We start from the raw sequence: 17,553 nt of genomic DNA, 5'->3' as shown, positions 1-17,553 counted from the left end.
GGTCCTCCGTCACAGGGCTTCGGCCGGCACGCGCAGGGCCAGGGACTGCTGGTAGAGGCTTTCCAGCGGCTCGGGGAAGAGGGCTTCCGGCCCGTCGGCGCCGGCCACGGCGCGCAGCGCGAACCCGGTCGTGGCCGCGAGGCGCGGGCTGGCCGTGTGCAGCAGCCCCTCGCGGCCCCGGACCATGCCCAGGAGCAGCCGCTCGTGCACCGGAAGGGACCGGGGCAGCTCCGCGTCGGTGGCGCGCAGGACGTCGGCCTCCTCGTAGCCGAGCCGCCGGATGTCCATGACGGTGTGCAGGTTGTCCATGAACGGGTAGTAGGCGTCCTGGAGTTCGCGGGAGAAGCCCCAGATGATGTCGTCGCAGCGGCCCACCTGTTCCAGGCTCATGACGATGCTGCCGTCGAGCCGGTCCACGAAGAAGGCCTTGCAGGCACGCCGCACGTCCTCGTCCTCGCTGTTCATGCCGAGGAAGAGCGCGGCGTCGGCGTACTCGTCACGGACGTGCGTGTCAGACGGCATGGCGGTCGAGCACCTCGCGCATCCGGGCCATGGCGTCGGAGAACACCTGCGGGTCGCGCGCGAGGGCGAAGCGGACGAAGGCCTCGCCGCGGTCGGGCTGGCTCCAGTAGAAGAACCGGCCGGGCAGGACGTACACCTCGGCCTCGGCCAGGAGGCGCTGCAGTTCGGTCGCGGTCAGGTCCGGGTGGTTGATGCGCGCCCAGGCGACGCTCACTCCGGCGACGGGCTCCTGGTACTCCAGGATCGTGCCGTCGATCGCCTTGCGTATCGCCTCGCGGTTCTGCGTGAGGACCTCGCGGACGGAGGAGAGCTGGTCGCGGGTGGAGTCCTGGACGTACTGGGTCAGCATGTTGAGCACGAAGGGCGAGACGTTGAGCAGCACGCTGGTGTGCAGGTTGTAGACGTCCTCGCGAATGTCGTCGCTGGCCGTGATCATGGCCGCCTTGGCGTCCTGGACGGGCCAGGTCTTGCCCGTGTCCTCGATGGCCAGGTACGAGATGCCGGAGCTTTCGAGGAGCTCGTAGATGTCGAAGCGGGCGAGCTTCTCGTCGTAGAGCGTGAACGAGGCGAAGCAGAAGTCGATGACCAGCAGCTTGTTGTGGTCCTTGCAGAAGCGGACCACCTCTTCGAAGCCCTTGCGGCCGTGCTGGAGCAGGGTGAAGCCGGTGGGGTTGTTCGGGTCGACGAGGAACAGGGCGTCGGTGCGGACCAGGCGCTTGAGCTCGGAGTAGATCCGGTCCGGATCGTGGAGGGCCGACTCCTCGATCGGGTACATCGGTACGCCCATGTTGTTCAGGACGTCGTAGAGGTTGTCGAAACAGGGCTCGACCAGCGTGACCGACTTGCGCTGCTGCTTGAGGTACATGCCGGCGACCATCGTCGAGATCGAGGCGGCGTAGGAGAGCAGGGTCTTCTTCTTGGCCAGGGCGGTGTCCTGGCGGTGCAGGGTGAAGAAGGCCTCGATGAAGCGCTCCTCGGCCGTCGCCTGCAGCCCGCGCTCCGCCTCGTACCAGAGCTCGGGCAGCCGGGCGACGATCTCGCGCTGGCTGTCCGACTGCTGCTGGTGGGTGTGGGCGTCGGCGAGGTTGAACCTGGTGCGCAGCGCCTGGATCTCGTGCTGGGTCAGGTCCAGGAGCTGGTTGTCCGGGCTGTCCGGGCTGATGTGCGTGGTCATGCTTCCTCCGGTCGAGGGCGGGCGTGCCAGGGGAGTGGTGCGCGCTCGGGTCGCGCCGTGTTCGCGGTGGGTGGGATCAGCTGCCGATCGGGCGGACTGAACTCTCCCGTTGGCGGCAGGCTCCTGAAGGGAATGCAGTGCGGCGGCCCTTGAGCTGTGTCATGGTGGTCCCCGGTAACCGGACTGCGGTCCGTTTCGGCAACGACCCTGACACATCGTGTTCACAGCGGCAAGCAAACAAACGGCGATGAGCGGCAGTTGGGGGTTAGGTGTGGTCGTGGCCCACCAGACGCGCGTGATGTCCGAGATGGGTACACTCGCGACAACCGACGTACCTACGACGTCACGGACGAAGACACAGCATGACCAGCGGATCGCCTGAAGTGACCGAACTCATCCGAAAGCCGGTCCGCGAACGGGCGGACGCGGCGCGCAATCGCGACCGCATCCTGGTGGTCGCCGCCGAGCTCTTCGGGGAGCACGGGGTCGAGAACGTGTCCCTCGATGCCATCGCGTCACGCGCGGGCGTCGGCAAGGGAACGCTGTTCCGCCGGTTCGGAAGCAAGTCGGGGCTCGCCGTGGCCCTGCTCGACGCCCAGGAGAGCGAGCTCCAGAGCAGGATGCTGTTCGGACCGCCGCCCCTGGGGCCCGGAGCCGACGCGAGCACGCGGATCACCGCCTTCTTCGATACGTATCTGGACCTGCTCGACGCGAACCTGGAGCTGGTCCGGCTTTCCGAGACCACCGCGCCCGGCGTTCGGTACCAGATCGGCTCCTACTGCCTGTGGCAGCGCCACCTGGCCATCCTGCTGGCCGAGGCGAGGCCGGAGCTGGACGCCCAGGGCACCTCGCACCTGCTGCTCGCCATGGTCGATGCGGACCTCCAACAGGCCCTGCGCAACAGTGAATTCACCTCAGGCAGGATCCGCGGAGCGCTGGGCGAGATGGTGCGGCGGGTCCTGGAGGCCTGACCGACGCGCCGTCGGCGACGCGGTCCGGACGCGGGCAGGGGTGGTCCCGGCACGGCCGAGGCCGTACCGGGACCGGCAGGGCGACGCGCAGGGCGTCAGACCTCCCGTACCGCCTCGATCTCCAGCGAGAGCTCGATCTCCTTGGAGACCAGGAACCCGCCGGTTTCCAGGGCCATGTTCCAGGTCAGACCCCAGTCCTCACGGTTGATCTTGCCGCGCGCCGAGAAGACCGTACGGTCGTTGCCCCACGGGTCCTTGGCGTGGCCCAGGTAGTCGACGTCGAGCTCGACGCGCCGGGTGAAGCCCTTGATCGTGAGATCGCCGGCGAGCGTGCCGCTCGTACCGTTCCAGCTGACCGACGTCGAGGTGAACGTCGCCTGGGGGTGCTCGGCCACGTCGAAGAACTCGGCGGACCTCAGGTGGTCGTCCCGGGCGGTGTCCCCGCTGTTGACGCTGGCCATGTCGATCACCGCGGTGACCTTGCTGTCCTCGGGCCGCTCGCCGATGTAGACGGTGGCGTCGACGCCGGTGAACCGGCCGCGCACCTTCGTGAGCATGAAGTGCCGGCCGAGGAAGCCGACCTCGGCGTGCCCCGGGTCGACCTTCCAGTCGCCCACGGCGGGGAGTTCGACCCCGTCGACGGTGCGGGTCGGGGATGTCGCGCTACTGGTCATCGTCCGTTCCTCCTGCTCGTGTGTGGACGCTGCGCTCAGACGCCGGACTCGGTCGGGAGGCCGCCCCCGATCCAGTCCTCCTTGCCGTCCTTGTACGTGAAGACCTTCGAGTAGCCGAGCTCCGCGAGCCGCTCGGCCGCGATCCCCGAGTTGGAGCAGGTCGTACCGGTGCAGTAGACGATGACCTCGGCGTCCTTGTCGGGCAGCAGGCCGGGGGCCAGCGCGTCGACGTCGTCGACGGGGAGGAGGAGCGCGCCCGGCAGGTGCGCCTCCTTGTAGTACTGCTCGGGCAGGGCCTCGACGACCGCGGCCTTGCCACTGTCGAGCTTCTGCTTGACCTCGTCGCGGGAGAGGTTCTGAACCGCCATGTAGCCAGCCTCCGAAAATCAAGGAGCAATAAGTGCGTACGCACGCACCTTAACAAGTATGTGCGGGCGCACGCAATAGGAGTAGGATCACGGTGTGACCGGACAGGATGATCGACTTGAGGCGTGGCGGGCGATGCTCCTCGCGCACAACACCGCCGTGCGCGCCATCGAGAACGATGTGCAGCGCGACGGCCGGATCCCTTTGACGTGGTACGACGTACTGCTCGAACTCAAGGCGGCCGGGAAGCACGGGCTACGCATGCAGGAAGTGGCCAACCGGGTGGTCCTCAGCCGTACCCGGGTCAGCCGCCTGATCGACGAGATGGTGCGCGCCGGCCTCGTGGACAAGCTGCCCGACCCCCACGACAAGCGGGCCTCCTGGGCCGTCATCACCCCGGCGGGGGCCGAGGCCCATCGGGCGACCGCCCCGGTCTACATGCGCAGCATCCAGAAGCACTTTTCCGCACACCTCACCGACGAGGACGCCGCGGTGATCGCCCGCGCGCTGTTCAAGGTCGCCCAGCCCGACTCCGACGTCCGGCTGGGCTGACCTCCGGCGGGCCGGCGTCCGGCGGGGCCGGCGTCTGGCGGGGCCGGAGTCCGGGCAGGTCGGCGCGTCCACCTCGTACACCGTGCGCGGAAACCCGTACGGGCGTATTCGGGCCGGGCCCGCCGCTGCGCGCGGCGGGCCCGGCCCGTCCCTCATGCGCAGGAAGCGCAGAGCCCCCGGTAGGTGACCTCGACCCCGGACACCGTGAAACCGAAGCGCTCGTCGGCCGGGAGGCCGGCCAGCGGGTCCCCGGTGGGGTGCACGTCGCGGATCAGGCCGCAGCCGGAGCACACCAGGTGCTGGTGCGGATGGTGCGCGTTGGGGTCGTACCGTTTGGCCCGGCCGTCGGTGGTGACCTCCATGACCTCGCCGAGGGAGACCAGCTCGCCCAGGGCGTTGTAGACGGTGGCGCGGGAGATCTCGGGCAACCGCGCCACCGCGCGGGCGTGCACCTCGTCGGCCGTGAGGTGCACGTGGTCACCGTCGAGCACCTCCGCGACCACGCGCCGCTGGGAGGTCATCCGCCAGCCGCGCTCGCGCAGCCGCTCCAGCAGGTCACTCATACCGGCTCACCACTTTCACATTCGGAGGGGGCGCGTTCGGCGGGGCGGGTCGGCGGGATGCCCCGGAAACGCACCGCCTACGGTCCGGGATCCGACTCGATGCGGGCTTGGTGTCGTTCTTGACTTGGATTGAGTCCATCGTAGGATCGGTCGTGTTGATAGCCAAGGGACAGGAACGGTCCGGAGCAGCGCGAGACCGGACGGTACACCGTCCGCGACGGTGACCGCCCCGGCGTCAGGACGACCGTGAAACCGGGACCCGCTGCCGGGTCCCCGCCCCAAAAATGTTCCATCGCATGCAGTTCCTGATCACCGCGACCCCCGGTCCGGTCCGGAAGGATTCCCATGTCTGAGAACCATGATGCAATCGTCACCGACGCGAAGGCGGAGGGCGGCGGTGGCTGCCCGGTCGCGCACGAGCGGGCCGCGCACCCGACCCAGGGCGGCGGAAACCGCCAGTGGTGGCCGGATCGGCTCAACCTGAAGATCCTCGCCAAGAACCCCGCCGTGGCCAACCCCCTCGGCGAGGAATTCGACTACGCCGCCGCGTTCAACGCGCTCGACCTCCCGGCGGTCAAGCGGGACATCGCGGAGGTGCTGACCAGCTCGCAGGAGTGGTGGCCCGCCGACTTCGGCCACTACGGCCCGCTCATGATCCGCATGGCCTGGCACAGCGCGGGCACCTACCGCATCAGCGACGGCCGCGGCGGCGCCGGAGCCGGCCAGCAGCGGTTCGCCCCCCTCAACAGCTGGCCGGACAACGGCAACCTCGACAAGGCCCGCCGCCTGCTGTGGCCGGTCAAGAAGAAGTACGGCCAGAGCCTCTCCTGGGCCGACCTCATGATCCTCACGGGCAATGTCGCCCTGGAGTCGATGGGCTTCGAGACCTTCGGCTTCGGCGGCGGCCGCCCGGACGTCTGGGAGGCCGACGAGGACGTGTACTGGGGTCCCGAGACCACCTGGCTCGACGACGAGCGCTACACCGGCGACCGCGAGCTGGAGAACCCCCTCGGCGCGGTCCAGATGGGCCTCATCTACGTCAACCCCGAGGGCCCCAACGGCAACCCGGACCCGATCGCCGCCGCCCGCGACATCCGCGAGACCTTCCACCGGATGGCGATGAACGACGAGGAGACCGTCGCCCTCATCGCGGGCGGCCACACCTTCGGCAAGACCCACGGCGCGGGCCCGGCGGAGAACGTCGGCGACGATCCCGAGGCCGCCCCGCTCGAGGCCCAGGGCTTCGGCTGGGCCAGCACCTACCGCAGCGGGAAGGGCGCCGACGCGATCACCAGCGGTCTCGAGGTCACCTGGACCAGCACCCCGACCCGGTGGGGCAACGAGTTCTTCAGGAACCTCTTCGAGTACGAGTACGAGCTCACCCAGAGCCCGGCCGGCGCGAACCAGTGGGTGGCGAAGAACGCCGAGGCGATCATCCCCGACGCGTACGACGCGTCGAAGAAGCACCTCCCGACCATGCTCACCACCGACCTGTCGCTGCGCTTCGACCCGGTCTACGAGCCGATCTCCCGGCGCTTCTACGAGAACCCGGACCAGTTCGCGGACGCCTTCGCCCGCGCCTGGTACAAGCTGACGCACCGTGACATGGGCCCGGTCGTCCGCTACCTCGGCCCCGAGGTCCCGTCCGAGGCCCTGCTGTGGCAGGACCCGCTCCCGGCGCGTTCCGGCGAGCCGGTAGGCGCCGCGGACATCGCCTCCCTCAAGGAGCAGATCCTCGGCTCGGGCCTCACCGTCTCCCAGCTGGTCTCGGCCGCCTGGGCAGCCGCCTCGTCCTTCCGCGGCAGCGACAAGCGCGGCGGCGCCAACGGCGGCCGCATCCGCCTGGAGCCGCAGCGCAACTGGGAGGTCAACAACCCGGACGACCTCGCGCAGGTGCTCCGCACGCTCGAGGGCATCCAGAGCTCCTTCAACTCCGGGGGCAAGCAGGTCTCGCTGGCCGACCTCGTCGTGCTCGCGGGCTCCGCGGCCGTGGAGAAGGCCGCCGCGGACGGCGGTGTCCGGGTCGAGGTTCCGTTCACGCCGGGCCGCGTGGACGCCACGGAGGAGCAGACGGACATCGAGTCCTTCTCCGCGCTGGAGCCCTCCTCCGACGGGTTCCGCAACTACGTGGGCAAGGGCAACCGGCTCCCGGCCGAGTACCTGCTGCTCGACAAGGCCAACCTGCTCACCCTCAGCGCCCCCGAGATGACCGTCCTCGTCGGCGGCCTGCGCGTGCTCGGGGCGAACCACCAGCAGTCGACGGCCGGTGTCCTCACCGACCGCCCGGGCACCCTGACCAACGACTTCTTCGTCAACCTGCTCGACCTGGGCACGACGTGGAAGGCGACCTCCGAGGACGCCCACGCCTTCGAGGGCCGCGACGACTCGGGCAAGGTCCGGTGGACCGGCAGCCGGGCCGACCTCGTCTTCGGCTCGAACTCCGAGCTGCGGGCCCTCGCGGAGGTCTACGCGAGCGACGACGCGAAGGAGAAGTTCGTCAAGGACTTCGTCGCCGCCTGGGACAAGGTGATGAACCTGGACCGGTTCGACCTCGTCTGATCCCGGCGTCCGCGGCCCCGGCACGCGCCGGGGCCGCGGGGCCGCGTTCACCCGGACGGCGGAGCAGCGGGGGCCGCGCGCGCCGTGCCGGGGCAGTCTGTGCGTAGGACCGCCACCACCGCACAGACGAGGACCGCGCCATGTCCCACAGCAGGCGTATCAGCATCATCGCGGGAACGGCAGCGCTGCTGCTGACGGCCACCGCCTGCTCGGGCCTGGGCCGGAGCACCGTCGGAATGCTCGAGTTCCGCGGGCACGACTCGCCGGTCGAGGTGAGCTACAGCAACACCTCGGTCAAGGGCTGCCACAAGATCGCCCTGCCGAAGGGGGCGACCCACGTGGAGAACAACACCCTCGTGGACGTCGTCCTGTACCAGACGGAAGACTGCCGCAAGCTCGACCGGGGCGACGGCACCTACGTGGCCACGACCCTCTCGAACGTCACGGCCCCCGAAGCCCTGCCCTGGCGCAGCTTCACCGTCATCCACTGACGCACGGCATGCTGGGGAGGTGTCCTCTCCTTCCACGCATCCCCAACAGCCCGAATCCGCCGACCTGATGGTTGTGTGCGGGGACGACGGGCTCGCCCACCGGCTGGCCGCGGAGCTCCGCGACGTGTACGAGGAACGGGTGACGCTGGTCGTGCCGGCCGCCCGAGAGGTGCGCCCCGGGGCGGGCGTCGGACAGGGCCGGACCCGCGCCCGGGTCGGGGCCGGGGCCGGGCGCGCGCTGCTGGGGCGGTTTCCGGCCGCGCGGATCCGTACGGCCGCAGCGGACCGGGCCGACTCGGGGGAGGCGCCCGTACCCGAACTGCGGGTGCTGGAGGCTCCCGCCCCCGACGAAGAGGCCCTCTCCGCCGCCGGGGTGGCCGGGGCGGCGGCGCTGGCGCTCGTGTACGAGGACGACGAGACGAACGTACGGGCCGCCCTGATGGCCCGGCGGCTGAACCCCAGGCTGCGGCTCGTCATCCGCCTCTACAACCGCAAACTCGGCCAGCACCTCGAGGAGTTGCTCGACCAGGCGGCGCTCGTCGCGGAACCCGGGCTCGACCGGCGGGGGCTCGACTCCGCCACGACCGTGCTCTCCGACGCCGATACGGCCGCCCCCGCACTCGTCGCCTCCGCCGTCGCCGGCACCAGCAAGGTGATCCAGGCCGACGGGCTGCTCCTGCGCGCGGTGGAGCGCACGCCTCCCGGCCCCGGCGAGGTGGCCGACCCGGGCCTGTGCACGCTGGCCCTGCTCTCCGCCACCGCCGTGGACCCGGCCGGCGCCGACGGATCGGAGCTCGGCGGGGACCGCGGCCCGCAACTCCTCCCGGACGCCCGGTCCGTGGCGGCCGCGACCGGGCGCGGGATCGTCGCACTGGAAGCGGTCTCCCACGCCACGGCCGCACCGGAAGGGCGACGGATCAACCAGGTCTCCCTGCCCGTGGGTTCGCTGTTCTCCCGCAGGCTCCGCTGGTCGCTGGCCGGGATCACGGCCGCCGTGGGCGCCCTGGCCGTGGCCTCCTCGCTGGTCACGGGCGACGCCCCGCTGCACGCCGTCTACCTGACCCTGCTCGACGTCTTCGCGATCAACGACCCCGCGCTGGACCAGCCCACCGAGCGGCAACTCCTGCAGATCCTGGCCGGGTTCGTCGGGCTGCTCCTGCTGCCCGTCCTGGTCGCGGCCGCGCTCGAAGCGCTGGGCGCCTTCCGTACCGCCACGGCCCTGCGCAGGCCGCCGCGCGGGCTCTCCGGTCACGTCGTGCTGCTCGGCCTCGGCAAGGTCGGCGCCCGGGTGCTCGCGCGGCTGCGGGAGCTGGGGATCCCCGTGGTGTGCGTGGAGTCCGATCCCGGGGCCCGCGGGATCGCCCTCGCGCGCCGCCTGCACGTGCCCGTCGTGCTCGGCGACGTCACCGACGAAGGGGTCCTGGAGGCCGCCCGGATCCACCGCGCCGCCGCGCTGCTGGCGGTGACCAGCTCGGACACCACCAACCTGGAGGCCGCGCTCTACGCCCGCTCGGTGAAACCCGACGTACGGGTGGTGATGCGGCTGTACGACAACGAGTTCGCCACCGCCGTCTACCGGACCCTGCGCGAGGCCCACCCGGCGGCCCTGACCCGGAGCCGCAGCGTCTCCCACCTGGCCGCGCCCGCGTTCGCCGGGGCGATGATGGGCCGCCAGGTGCTCGGCGCGATCCCGGTGGAGCGCAGGGTGCTGGTGTTCGCGGTGCTGGAGGTGGCCGGCCATCCCCAGTTGGAGGGCCGCACCATCGCGGAATCGTTCCGGCCCGGCGCCTGGCGGGTCGTCGCCCTGGACACCGCCGCCCCGGCGGACCGCCGCCCGGGCCTCGCCACGGAACCGGGCTACGACACGGCCAGGCGGCCCGCCCTGGTGTGGGACCTGCGCCCCGGCTACGTCCTGCGGCCCGAGGACCGGGTGGTCATGGCCGCCACCCGGCGCGGCCTGGCGGAACTGCTCGGCCGCGGGCAGGCCCGTACCGCCGGGGCCGCGGAGACCGGGGCGGGTCAGCCCGTCTGATCCGGCGGCGTCGGCGCGGCATCGCCGTGCGGCAGGACGTGGTGCGCGCCGTGCCCGGCGGCGTCCACGTGCACCACGTGGCTGCCCACCCGCACGGTCTGGCTGCCCGCGGCGAGCCAGCAGCCGGTGGGGCCCTGGGCGTGGGGCAGCGGGGACCACACCTCCAGGAAGGTGCTGCCGTCGAGGTTGGTGCCCGTCTCGATCAGGGACTCGCCGTCGGGGCGCAGGACTCCGACGTCGTGGCCGGGGGTGCCGACGTGGTGGTGGAAGGTGATCTGCCGGCCGTCGTACGAGGTGGCTCCGGCGAACCCGCGGCTGTCCGCGTACAGGCTGCCGGTCTGGAGCCACACGACGTGCTCGGTTTCCCGGAGCGGGCCGCCGTCCCGGCTGATGCCGGCACGGAGCCAGGCGCCGCGGCGGGGCGCGTCCACGGCCGGGCCCTCAGGAGCGGTGGCCATGGCCGCCTGCGGGCTTCGTTCGTGCGGTGGTGCGGGTCTCCATGGCCACACGGTAACGGTGGAGCGGCCGGGGCGACGGGTCCGGGCCGACGCCACGGCACCGCCCCGGCCGCTGAGCGCGCCGGGCGGCTGTCGTAGCATCGCGCCCATGCAGCCCCTCCGCGCCCCCCACCGCGCTCGCGCCGCCGTCGCGGGCATCGTGGCGGTGCTGCTCCTCGCCTGCGGCGGGCTGTTCACGCATCCCGCATTCGCGATGCCGGCGATGCCGGCACCGGCCGGGATGCCCGGGCCGCCTGCGACGGCAGGGGCTCCGGCGATGGCCGGGATGGCCATGGGCGCGGGACCGGACACGCGCACGGATCCGCCGGTCCTTGGCGCGGTCACGCCCAAGGGCATGGCCGCAGGCCTCGACTCCCTCTGCGTCAGCCGGACCTGACCGGCCCCGCACCCGTACCCGTCCGCGCGCCGGACGGCCGGGGTGCTTCGCCGTGTCCTGATCCACTGCGACGTACGTACAGGGAGTCCGTTCCCCATGGCTTCATCCACCGCGTTGTTCGTCACCGGTGTCTCTCCACCGGTCTGTTCGCCGGCGGCGCGTCCTGCGCCGCCGTCCAGGGAGGCCTGCTCGCCGGGGCCGTCGGCCGCCGGTCCACCGAGTGGTCCCGGGAGAGGTGGGAGCGCAGCGGCCTCTTCGCCCCCGTCGGCGCCTTCCTCGGCGCCAAGCTCCTCTCCCACACCCTCCTCGGCGCCGCCCTCGGCCTGATCGGAGCCGCGGTCCAGCCCGGTCCGCGCACCCGCGCCGTGCTGATGCTGTGCGCGGGCGTGCTGATGGTCCTCGCACTCGACATGTTCGGAGTGCGCGGGGTACGCCGCTTCGTGCCGCGCACGCCCGTCTCCTGGGGCCGGCGGGTCCGCAGGTCTGCCCGGTCCACGGCCGTCACCACCCCGGCCGCACTCGGCTTCCTGACCGTGCTGATCCCCTGCGGGGTGACCCTGAGCGTCGAGCTCCTCGCCGTCACCTCCAGCGCCCCGCTCGCGGGCGCGGCCGTCATGGCCGGCTTCGTCCTCGGGACCGGCCCGCTCTTCGCCGCCCTCGGCTTCTTCCTGCGCTCCGCCGCCCGGCTGTGGCAGGGGCGGCTGACCCTGGCGACCGCCGTCGTCGTGCTGCTCGTCGCGGTGTGGACCCTCGGCAGCGGGCTGCGGCTCGGCGGCTGGTGGCCCACCGGAGCCCCCGCGGCGGTCGCCGTCGAGGTGGCGGCCGACACGGTGGTGCTCGACCCGGACGGCACGCAGACCGTGACCATCCGGGCCCGTACGAACGCCTACGCCCCGGCCGCCGTCACGGCGACGGCCGGTGTCCCCACCACCCTGGTCGTCGCCACGCAGGGGACGGGCGGCTGCGTCCGCGCCTTCGTCATCCCCGACCTCGGCATCCAGAAGGTCCTCCCCACGACCGGGACCACCGGCATCGACCTGGGCGCCCGGCAGCCGGGGACGCTCGAGTACAGCTGCGGCATGGGCATGTACGGCGGCCGGATCACCTTCGAGAGCCGGGAGGGCACCTCGTGAAGGAGCGCATGGAGTTCACCGTGACCGGCATGCACTGCAACAGCTGCGGACTGCTGATCGACGACGAGGTGGAGGAGCTGGCGGGAGTGGTCGCCAGCGCGACGAGCCTGCGCACGGGCCGCACCGTCGTCGATACGGACCGGCCCGTCGACCCGGCCGCCGTCATCGCGGCGATCGCCTCCGCGGGCTACCAGGCGCAACGCGCGCGGTAGCCCGAACGGGCGCCGGGCGCCGGGCTCCCGGTCTCAGCCGGCCTCGGCCTCGGCCGCGAGCGCGTCGAGCAGTTCGCGTTCGCGTCCGGGGCCGAGGCCCGCACGCCTGGTCCGGTCCAGGCCCCGTGCGCGCTCCCAGCGCAGGGTGTCGGCCAGCAGCTCGGCCCGGGGGCGGTGGCGCAGGCCCGCCGCGCGCGCCGCCGCCCCGCTCCGCGCCGCCCAGCCCTCCCAGCCCTTCTCCACGACCCACATCGGCAGCGAATCGGGGCCCATGTACTCGGCCACGCCCTGGGCGAGCAGCCATTCGGAGCCGGCGGGGACCATCGGACCGGTGTGTCCCCCGGCTGCGCGGGACAGTTCGATCCACTGCGCGAACGGAACCACCGGGCCGACCGCGTCGTAGGTGCCGGTGGTTCCGTTCGCCGCGCAGTCGAGCAGCCAGCCGGCGAGGTCCCGTACGTCGACGGCCTGGGTGGCGAGGTCCGGTTCGTCCGGGACCAGCATCGGCCCCACCGGATCGGCCGCGGCGCGGGCCGCCCAGTAACCGGAGCGGTCGCTGTGATCGCCCGGGCCGCCGATCAGGCCGGCGCGGGCGATCAGGAGCCGGTCGCCGACGGCGGCCGCGGAGGCCTCCTCGCAGGCGACCTTGGCCTCGCCGTACACCGAGCGGTCGGCCTCGCTCGTCTCGGCCGGGGCCAGCAGGGCCGCGGACTCGTCGGCGTCCGGGGCCGCGTGGGAGGCGTAGGCGCTGACGGAGGAGACGTAGGTCCAGTGCCCGGCCCGGTCCGCGAGTGCGGCCAGCGCCCCGCGGACGAACCCCGGCTGCCAGGACACCTCGACGACCGCGTCCCACGCGCGGTCCAGGAGGGGTTCGTACGCCGAAGGGCTCTGCCGGTCGGCCACCACGAGCCTGGCCCCGTCCGCGACCGCGCCGCTCTCGCCGCGCGCCAGGCAGGTCACCCGGTGACCCCGTTCGATCGCTTGCCGGGACAACTCGCGTCCCAGCCATGCCGTTCCACCCAGAATGAGGATCTCCATCGCTCCAGCCAAGCACTGCGCGCGCCGGATTCCGAGGCCGTTCACCGACAGCGCAGGGCTCCCACCCGCCGCCTCCCGTCCGCCCCGCGGCCCCTTCGCGCCTTCCAGGGGCGCCGTGACCTACGATCTTGCTGCCCCGGGCGGGCCCGCCGCACGGGCGGGCGCCACTGAGAGCAAGGACTGGCATGCACAACGGTTTCGAGGGCGTCCCGCCCACCACCCTGGCCGACTTCCTGGGCCGCGAGCAGGTCATGGACATCGGCATCCGGCCGCTGTGGGACGCGCCGCGCATCGCGGGACCGGCGTACACCGTGCGGTGCGAGCCCGGGGACAACCTGATGCTGCACGCGGCCATCTACCGCGCCGAGCCCGGCTCGGTCATCGTCGTGGAATCGGGTGACCTGGACTACGCGCTCGCCGGCGGCAACGTGTGCGCCGTCGCCCAGCGCCGCGGCATCGCCGCGTTCGTGCTCGACGGGCTCCTGCGCGACCTCGCGGAGGTGCGCGCAGCGGGCTTCCCGGTCTTCGCCCGCGGTGTCATCCCCATCCCGGGCGGCAAGAAGAAGCTCGGCGCCCTCGGCGAAGCCGTGCGGGTCGGCGGAGTGACCGTCCACCCCGGTGACATCGTGGTCGCCGACGAGGAGGGCATCGTCGTCACCCCGGCCGCCCGGCAGGACGAGATCCTGCGGGCCGCTCTGGACAAGCTGGCGAAGGAGGCGGGGGAGTCCCTGGACGCGTGGGAGGAGCAGCACCGCGCGCGCATCGAGAAGGCGTTGGGCGGCCTCGGCTTCACCGGCTGACCGCAACGTGCGCCGGGCCCGGCGTCAAGGACCCGTCAGGGCCCCCGCGTTCCCCGTCAGGGGCACGTCAGGAGTCCGTACGGGGGAGCACCGAAAGCCCCTTCGCCGCCGTTCCATGGAGAAGTCGGAACACCGGACGGGGAGGACGGCGCAGTGCGGGGACGAGTCGTGGTGGGGGTGTACGGATCCTTCGGGAGCCTGACGGCATTGCACGCGGCGCACGCCGAGGCCCGGGCGCGGGAGGCGGAACTGTGGGTCGTACTGGCCTGGCAGCCGCCGCTCGCCGGACCGGGCGCCCGTGGCGGCGGGGGAGGGACGGCGCTGCTCACCGCCTCGCGGGAGGCGGCGGTCGAGCGCTTGCGCGAGGTCCTCGACACCGCCTTCGGGGGTGCACCGGCGGGCGTGACCCTGGCCGGGCTGGCGGTCCGGGGCACCCCGGGCGCGGCCCTGGTGGGCGCCGTCCGGGACTCCGGAGACCTGCTCGTGGTGGGTACGGGACCGCGCGGCCCGCTGCTGCGCGTGCTACGGCCCTCGGTGTCCCGGTACTGCCTGAGGCGCGCACCCTGTCCCGTACTGGCCGTGCCGCCGGGCCCCCTGCGGGCCGACCTGGACGCCGTACGCCGCCGCATCGTGTGGCGGCGGCCCCTGGACGCGGGAGACCTGCTCCGGCGGGCGGCGTGACCCGGATCCGGCGGCGTGACCCGGAGGCGGCCGCATGGCCCGGACCCGGCCGCATGACGCGACCGGGTCCGCGGCCGGTGTGCGGCCGTGCTCAGCCGCGGTCGTCGCCGCCCTGCCGGTCGCCACCGCCCTGCGGGGCGGTCAGCAGGACCTCGCGCAGCCGGGCGACCAGCGCGGAGGCGCTCTCCGGCTCCGCACCGGCCCCCTCGGCGCGGGGGGCGGCGCCCGACAGCTGCTCGAGGTTGTCGGAGAGGACGTCGGCGTAGGCCTGCTCCTTCTCCACCATCGCGCCGGGCTGACGCAGCCCGATGGTGACCTCGATGGCCTTGCCGATCAGTGCGGTCATCACGAACGAGAACAGCCCGAGCACCACCGTGGCGGTGAGCTGCTTGCTCAGCAGGTCCCAGGAGCCGCCGTAGAAGAGGCCCTTGTGGCCCGTCAGCGTCCCGGTCGCGCAGAGGCCGGCCATGACCATGCCGACGATGCCGCCCCAGCCGTGGATGCCCACCACGTCCAGGGTGTCGTCCACGCCCAGCCGGTACTTCCAGCTGATCGCGAACGCGCAGGTCAGCCCGGCGAGGAAGCCGATGATGGTGGCCCACACCGGGCTCACCCCGCCGGCCAGCGGGGTCATGGCGACCAGTCCGGTGACGGCGCCCATGCACATGTCGAGCAGGCCGACCTGCCGGGTGCGCCACCAACTGGTCACCGCCCAGCCGGCCATCGCCGCGCCCGCCGCGAGCTGGCTGTTGAGGAAGGCCATCGCCGCGCCGCCCGGGGTCTCCAGGGAAGAACCGGTGTTGAAGCCGAACCAGCCGAACCACATGAGGGACAGCCCGATGACCACGAGCGGCAGGTTGTGCGGCCGGATGCCCTGGCGGTCGAAGTCCGCCCGCTTGCCCGCGACGATGGCGAGGGCGAGTCCGGCGGCCCCCGATCCGATCTCCACGACCGTGCCGCCGGAGAAGTCGACGGCGCCGAGCTGCTTGGCGACCCAGCCGGCCGGGTCGAACACCCAGTGGGCCATGGGGATGTAGACCAGCAGGGTCCACGCGATGACGAAGGCGATCCAGCCGCCCATCTTCGCGCGGCCCGCGATGGAGCCGGCGATCAGGGCCACGGTGACGACCGCGAAGGACAGGTGGAAGACCACGAAGGTGACCGTGGGCACGGAGCCGGTCAGCGACCGGGCATCGATCCCGCGCAGGAAGGCGTGGTCGAGCGTGCCGATGACCCCGAGCCCGCCGGCATCCGGGCCGAAGGCCAGGGAGTAGCCGATCGCGAACCAGAGCACGGTGACGATCACCATGCAGAAGAAGATCATCTTCAGCATGGCGACGATCTGGCCGGTGCGGACCATGCCGCCGTAGAAGAAGGCCACTCCGGGAGCCATCAGCAGCACCAGCGCCGTGGCCATCATCAGCCAGGACGCGTTGCCGGAGTCGGCGACGGCGGGTGCGGCGGAGACCGCCGACACGGTGGCGGCAATCGTGTGCGCGGTCACTTGTCACGCTCTCGTCGGTCCAGCACGGATACGATTTCGGCGAGCAGCGCGGCGTCCTGCTGCTCCGAGGCGCCCTGGGCGGCGCCCACCGCGGCGGGCTCGCGGGGCGCGGCCCCGGCTCCGCCGATCCGGTCGCGGATCTCGTCCAGGGTCGCGTTGTCGTAGGCGACCTCCTCGTCCCGGCCGGGTACGTTCTCGTACTCCTCCGAGGTGCGGAAGCCGACGGACTTGTCGATCGCCTTGGCGATGAGCCAGGTCATGACGAAGGCGAAGGAGCCGACCGCCAGGACTCCGACGGCCTGACGCCACAACTGGTCCAGACCGCCCCCGTAGAAGAGGCCCTTCTTGCCGCTCATCGCGGCCGTCGCGAAGAAGCCGATGGAGAGGACGCCGACGATGCCGCCCCAGCCGTGCACGCCGACCACGTCGAGGGTGTCGTCGACGCCGATCTTGAACTTCATGTTGATGGCGAAGCAGCAGACCACACCGGCGGTGAAGCCGATGATCAGTGCGCCGAGCGGGGAGACCTCGCCGCAGGCGGGGGTGATGGCCACCATGCCGGCGACCGCCGCCGAGGCCACGCCCAGCATCTCCACGTGCCCCAGGCGCCACTTCTCGATGATCGGCCAGCCGATCATCGCGCCCGCGGCGGCCAGTTGGGTGTTGAAGAAGGTGGTCGGTGCGCTGCCCTCGACCTGGAGCGCGGAGCCGGCGTTGAAGCCGAACCAGCCGAACCACAGCAGCGCCAGGCCGATGATGACCAGGGGCAGGTTGTGCGGGCGGATCGTCTCGCGCTCGAAGTCCTTGCGCTTGCGCAGCACGATGGCCACCGCGAGGCCCGAGGCCCCCGAGCTGAGCTCGACCGGCAGGCCGCCGGCGTAGTCGAGCGCGCCCAGGGACTTGTTGATCCAGCCGTCGGGGGCGAACACCCAGTGCGCGGTGGGCACGTAGACCAGCATGGTCCAGGCGACGACGAAGACAAGCCAGCCCTTCATGGTGGCGCGGCCCGCGATCGAGCCGCTGATGAGCGCCACCGTGATGATCGCGAAGGACATCTGGAAGCAGGCGAAGATCACCGTCGGGATGGAGCCGTGCAGGGAGTCCATCCCGATGCCGCGGAAGAAGGCGTAGTCGAGATTGCCGATCATGCCGCCGCCGGCGTCCTTGCCGAAGGCGAGGGAGTAGCCGACCGCGACCCACAGGATGGTCACCAGCGACAGGCAGGCGAAGCTCATCTTGAGCATCACCAGTACGTGCTTGGTTTGGACCATGCCCCCGTAGAAGAAGGCGAGGCCGGGGGTCATCAGCAGCACCATGGCGGTGCTCGCCATCATCCAGGCGGTATTACCCGTATCGTAGCCACTGGGCATCTGGTGGAACTCTCTCT

General features: G+C 72.0%; 19 protein-coding genes. 10 read left to right on the top strand and 9 right to left on the bottom strand.

From position 1 onward, the window contains the following. Window positions 1-9: 9 nt before the first annotated feature. Both ACE1OC_RS03420 and ACE1OC_RS03415 read right to left on the bottom strand, forming a co-directional pair. Window positions 10-522 carry a DUF6190 family protein gene (locus tag ACE1OC_RS03420; protein WP_407835726.1) on the bottom strand — a complete coding sequence of 171 codons (513 nt, stop codon included), beginning with the start codon at window positions 520-522 and terminating at the stop codon, window positions 10-12. Next, entirely contained in the window at window positions 512-1,696 is a 1,185-nt protein-coding gene (locus ACE1OC_RS03415; RefSeq protein ID WP_407835725.1) for a pyridoxal phosphate-dependent aminotransferase, read from the bottom strand. Before ACE1OC_RS03415 ends, ACE1OC_RS03420 begins: the two co-directional genes overlap by 11 nt. Window positions 1,697-2,079: 383 nt before the next feature. Here ACE1OC_RS03415 and ACE1OC_RS03410 point away from each other — a divergent pair, with 383 nt between their 5' ends. After that, window positions 2,080-2,667, top strand: a complete 588-nt coding sequence (locus ACE1OC_RS03410; RefSeq protein WP_407835724.1) for a TetR/AcrR family transcriptional regulator — start codon at window positions 2,080-2,082, stop codon at window positions 2,665-2,667. 95 nt (window positions 2,668-2,762) lie between these two features. Here the strand turns inward: ACE1OC_RS03410 and ACE1OC_RS03405 are convergent, their stop codons facing one another. Next, complete coding sequence (locus tag ACE1OC_RS03405) at window positions 2,763-3,341, bottom strand: YceI family protein (protein WP_250738298.1); 579 nt, start codon at window positions 3,339-3,341, stop codon at window positions 2,763-2,765. A gap of 35 nt (window positions 3,342-3,376) precedes the next feature. Beyond that, on the bottom strand, window positions 3,377-3,709 hold the full coding sequence (locus ACE1OC_RS03400) for a rhodanese-like domain-containing protein (protein WP_389695464.1): 333 nt from the start codon (window positions 3,707-3,709) through the stop codon (window positions 3,377-3,379). Window positions 3,710-3,803: 94 nt separating this feature from the next. On the opposite strand from ACE1OC_RS03400, the gene ACE1OC_RS03395 reads away from it, so the two are divergent. Then, window positions 3,804-4,259 carry a MarR family winged helix-turn-helix transcriptional regulator gene (locus ACE1OC_RS03395; RefSeq protein WP_407835723.1) on the top strand — a complete coding sequence of 152 codons (456 nt, stop codon included), beginning with the start codon at window positions 3,804-3,806 and terminating at the stop codon, window positions 4,257-4,259. 152 nt (window positions 4,260-4,411) lie between these two features. Here ACE1OC_RS03395 and ACE1OC_RS03390 read toward each other — a convergent pair whose 3' ends face one another. Then, the gene (locus tag ACE1OC_RS03390; RefSeq protein ID WP_407835722.1) at window positions 4,412-4,822 is read right to left on the bottom strand and encodes a Fur family transcriptional regulator; all 411 of its coding nucleotides are present in this window, start codon (window positions 4,820-4,822) and stop codon (window positions 4,412-4,414) included. A 345-nt stretch (window positions 4,823-5,167) separates the two neighbouring features. Here ACE1OC_RS03390 and katG point away from each other — a divergent pair, with 345 nt between their 5' ends. The 3 genes from katG to ACE1OC_RS03375 all read left to right on the top strand — a co-directional run bounded on the left by katG (window position 5,168) and on the right by ACE1OC_RS03375 (window position 9,904). Then, window positions 5,168-7,381: a catalase/peroxidase HPI gene (gene katG / locus ACE1OC_RS03385; RefSeq protein ID WP_407835721.1), complete on the top strand. Its 2,214-nt coding sequence runs from the start codon at window positions 5,168-5,170 to the stop codon at window positions 7,379-7,381. A 140-nt stretch (window positions 7,382-7,521) separates the two neighbouring features. Further along, complete coding sequence (locus tag ACE1OC_RS03380; RefSeq protein WP_250738273.1) at window positions 7,522-7,872, top strand: hypothetical protein; 351 nt, start codon at window positions 7,522-7,524, stop codon at window positions 7,870-7,872. 67 nt (window positions 7,873-7,939) lie between these two features. After that, a complete protein-coding gene (locus tag ACE1OC_RS03375; protein ID WP_407841472.1) occupies window positions 7,940-9,904 on the top strand; it encodes a potassium channel family protein in 1,965 nt (654 codons plus the stop codon). On the opposite strand, the gene ACE1OC_RS03370 is transcribed toward ACE1OC_RS03375, so the two are convergent. Next, on the bottom strand, window positions 9,892-10,362 hold the full coding sequence (locus ACE1OC_RS03370) for a hypothetical protein (RefSeq protein WP_407835720.1): 471 nt from the start codon (window positions 10,360-10,362) through the stop codon (window positions 9,892-9,894). The genes ACE1OC_RS03375 and ACE1OC_RS03370 overlap by 13 nt on opposite strands. 148 nt (window positions 10,363-10,510) lie before the next feature. Here ACE1OC_RS03370 and ACE1OC_RS03365 point away from each other — a divergent pair, with 148 nt between their 5' ends. The 3 genes from ACE1OC_RS03365 to ACE1OC_RS03355 are packed head-to-tail and all read left to right on the top strand — an operon-like array spanning window position 10,511 to window position 12,143. Further along, window positions 10,511-10,798, top strand: a complete 288-nt coding sequence (locus ACE1OC_RS03365) for a hypothetical protein (protein ID WP_407835719.1) — start codon at window positions 10,511-10,513, stop codon at window positions 10,796-10,798. Next, window positions 10,780-11,931, top strand: a complete 1,152-nt coding sequence (locus ACE1OC_RS03360; RefSeq protein ID WP_407841471.1) for a sulfite exporter TauE/SafE family protein — start codon at window positions 10,780-10,782, stop codon at window positions 11,929-11,931. The genes ACE1OC_RS03365 and ACE1OC_RS03360 overlap by 19 nt, the downstream gene beginning before the upstream one ends. After that, the gene (locus tag ACE1OC_RS03355) at window positions 11,928-12,143 is read left to right on the top strand and encodes a cation transporter (protein WP_407835718.1); all 216 of its coding nucleotides are present in this window, start codon (window positions 11,928-11,930) and stop codon (window positions 12,141-12,143) included. Before ACE1OC_RS03360 ends, ACE1OC_RS03355 begins: the two co-directional genes overlap by 4 nt. 33 nt (window positions 12,144-12,176) lie before the next feature. Here ACE1OC_RS03355 and ACE1OC_RS03350 read toward each other — a convergent pair whose 3' ends face one another. Then, a complete protein-coding gene (locus ACE1OC_RS03350; RefSeq protein ID WP_407835717.1) occupies window positions 12,177-13,181 on the bottom strand; it encodes an NAD-dependent epimerase/dehydratase family protein in 1,005 nt (334 codons plus the stop codon). A gap of 185 nt (window positions 13,182-13,366) precedes the next feature. Here ACE1OC_RS03350 and ACE1OC_RS03345 point away from each other — a divergent pair, with 185 nt between their 5' ends. After that, entirely contained in the window at window positions 13,367-13,981 is a 615-nt protein-coding gene (locus ACE1OC_RS03345; RefSeq protein WP_407835716.1) for an RraA family protein, read from the top strand. A 153-nt stretch (window positions 13,982-14,134) separates the two neighbouring features. Then, window positions 14,135-14,662, top strand: a complete 528-nt coding sequence (locus ACE1OC_RS03340; RefSeq protein ID WP_407835715.1) for a universal stress protein — start codon at window positions 14,135-14,137, stop codon at window positions 14,660-14,662. 91 nt (window positions 14,663-14,753) lie between these two features. On the opposite strand, the gene ACE1OC_RS03335 is transcribed toward ACE1OC_RS03340, so the two are convergent. After that, window positions 14,754-16,166, bottom strand: coding sequence for an ammonium transporter (locus tag ACE1OC_RS03335; protein ID WP_382966430.1), 1,413 nt, complete (start codon window positions 16,164-16,166; stop codon window positions 14,754-14,756). Next, window positions 16,163-17,536 (bottom strand): ammonium transporter, encoded by a 1,374-nt coding sequence (locus ACE1OC_RS03330; RefSeq protein WP_407835714.1) that lies wholly within the window; start codon window positions 17,534-17,536, stop codon window positions 16,163-16,165. The genes ACE1OC_RS03335 and ACE1OC_RS03330 overlap by 4 nt, the downstream gene beginning before the upstream one ends. Between the last annotated feature and the right edge of the window lie 17 nt (window positions 17,537-17,553).

Origin of the sequence: Streptomyces stoeckheimensis (assembly GCF_045822005.1) — a bacterium.
In the GTDB taxonomy this organism is placed as follows: Bacteria; Actinomycetota; Actinomycetes; order Streptomycetales; family Streptomycetaceae; genus Streptomyces; species Streptomyces stoeckheimensis.
This window is presented reverse-complemented; position numbering and strand designations above follow the sequence as displayed.

Coding starts and splice junctions, on each gene's coding strand:
- ACE1OC_RS03420 (WP_407835726.1), bottom strand. CDS start 522: ATGCCGTCTGACACGCACGTCCGTGACGAGTACGCCGACGCCGCGCTC.
- ACE1OC_RS03415 (WP_407835725.1), bottom strand. CDS start 1,696: ATGACCACGCACATCAGCCCGGACAGCCCGGACAACCAGCTCCTGGAC.
- ACE1OC_RS03405 (WP_250738298.1), bottom strand. CDS start 3,341: ATGACCAGTAGCGCGACATCCCCGACCCGCACCGTCGACGGGGTCGAA.
- ACE1OC_RS03400 (WP_389695464.1), bottom strand. CDS start 3,709: ATGGCGGTTCAGAACCTCTCCCGCGACGAGGTCAAGCAGAAGCTCGAC.
- ACE1OC_RS03390 (WP_407835722.1), bottom strand. CDS start 4,822: ATGAGTGACCTGCTGGAGCGGCTGCGCGAGCGCGGCTGGCGGATGACC.
- katG (WP_407835721.1), top strand. CDS start 5,168: ATGTCTGAGAACCATGATGCAATCGTCACCGACGCGAAGGCGGAGGGC.
- ACE1OC_RS03380 (WP_250738273.1), top strand. CDS start 7,522: ATGTCCCACAGCAGGCGTATCAGCATCATCGCGGGAACGGCAGCGCTG.
- ACE1OC_RS03375 (WP_407841472.1), top strand. CDS start 7,940: ATGGTTGTGTGCGGGGACGACGGGCTCGCCCACCGGCTGGCCGCGGAG.
- ACE1OC_RS03370 (WP_407835720.1), bottom strand. CDS start 10,362: ATGGCCACCGCTCCTGAGGGCCCGGCCGTGGACGCGCCCCGCCGCGGC.
- ACE1OC_RS03365 (WP_407835719.1), top strand. CDS start 10,511: ATGCAGCCCCTCCGCGCCCCCCACCGCGCTCGCGCCGCCGTCGCGGGC.
- ACE1OC_RS03350 (WP_407835717.1), bottom strand. CDS start 13,181: ATGGAGATCCTCATTCTGGGTGGAACGGCATGGCTGGGACGCGAGTTG.
- ACE1OC_RS03345 (WP_407835716.1), top strand. CDS start 13,367: ATGCACAACGGTTTCGAGGGCGTCCCGCCCACCACCCTGGCCGACTTC.
- ACE1OC_RS03330 (WP_407835714.1), bottom strand. CDS start 17,536: ATGCCCAGTGGCTACGATACGGGTAATACCGCCTGGATGATGGCGAGC.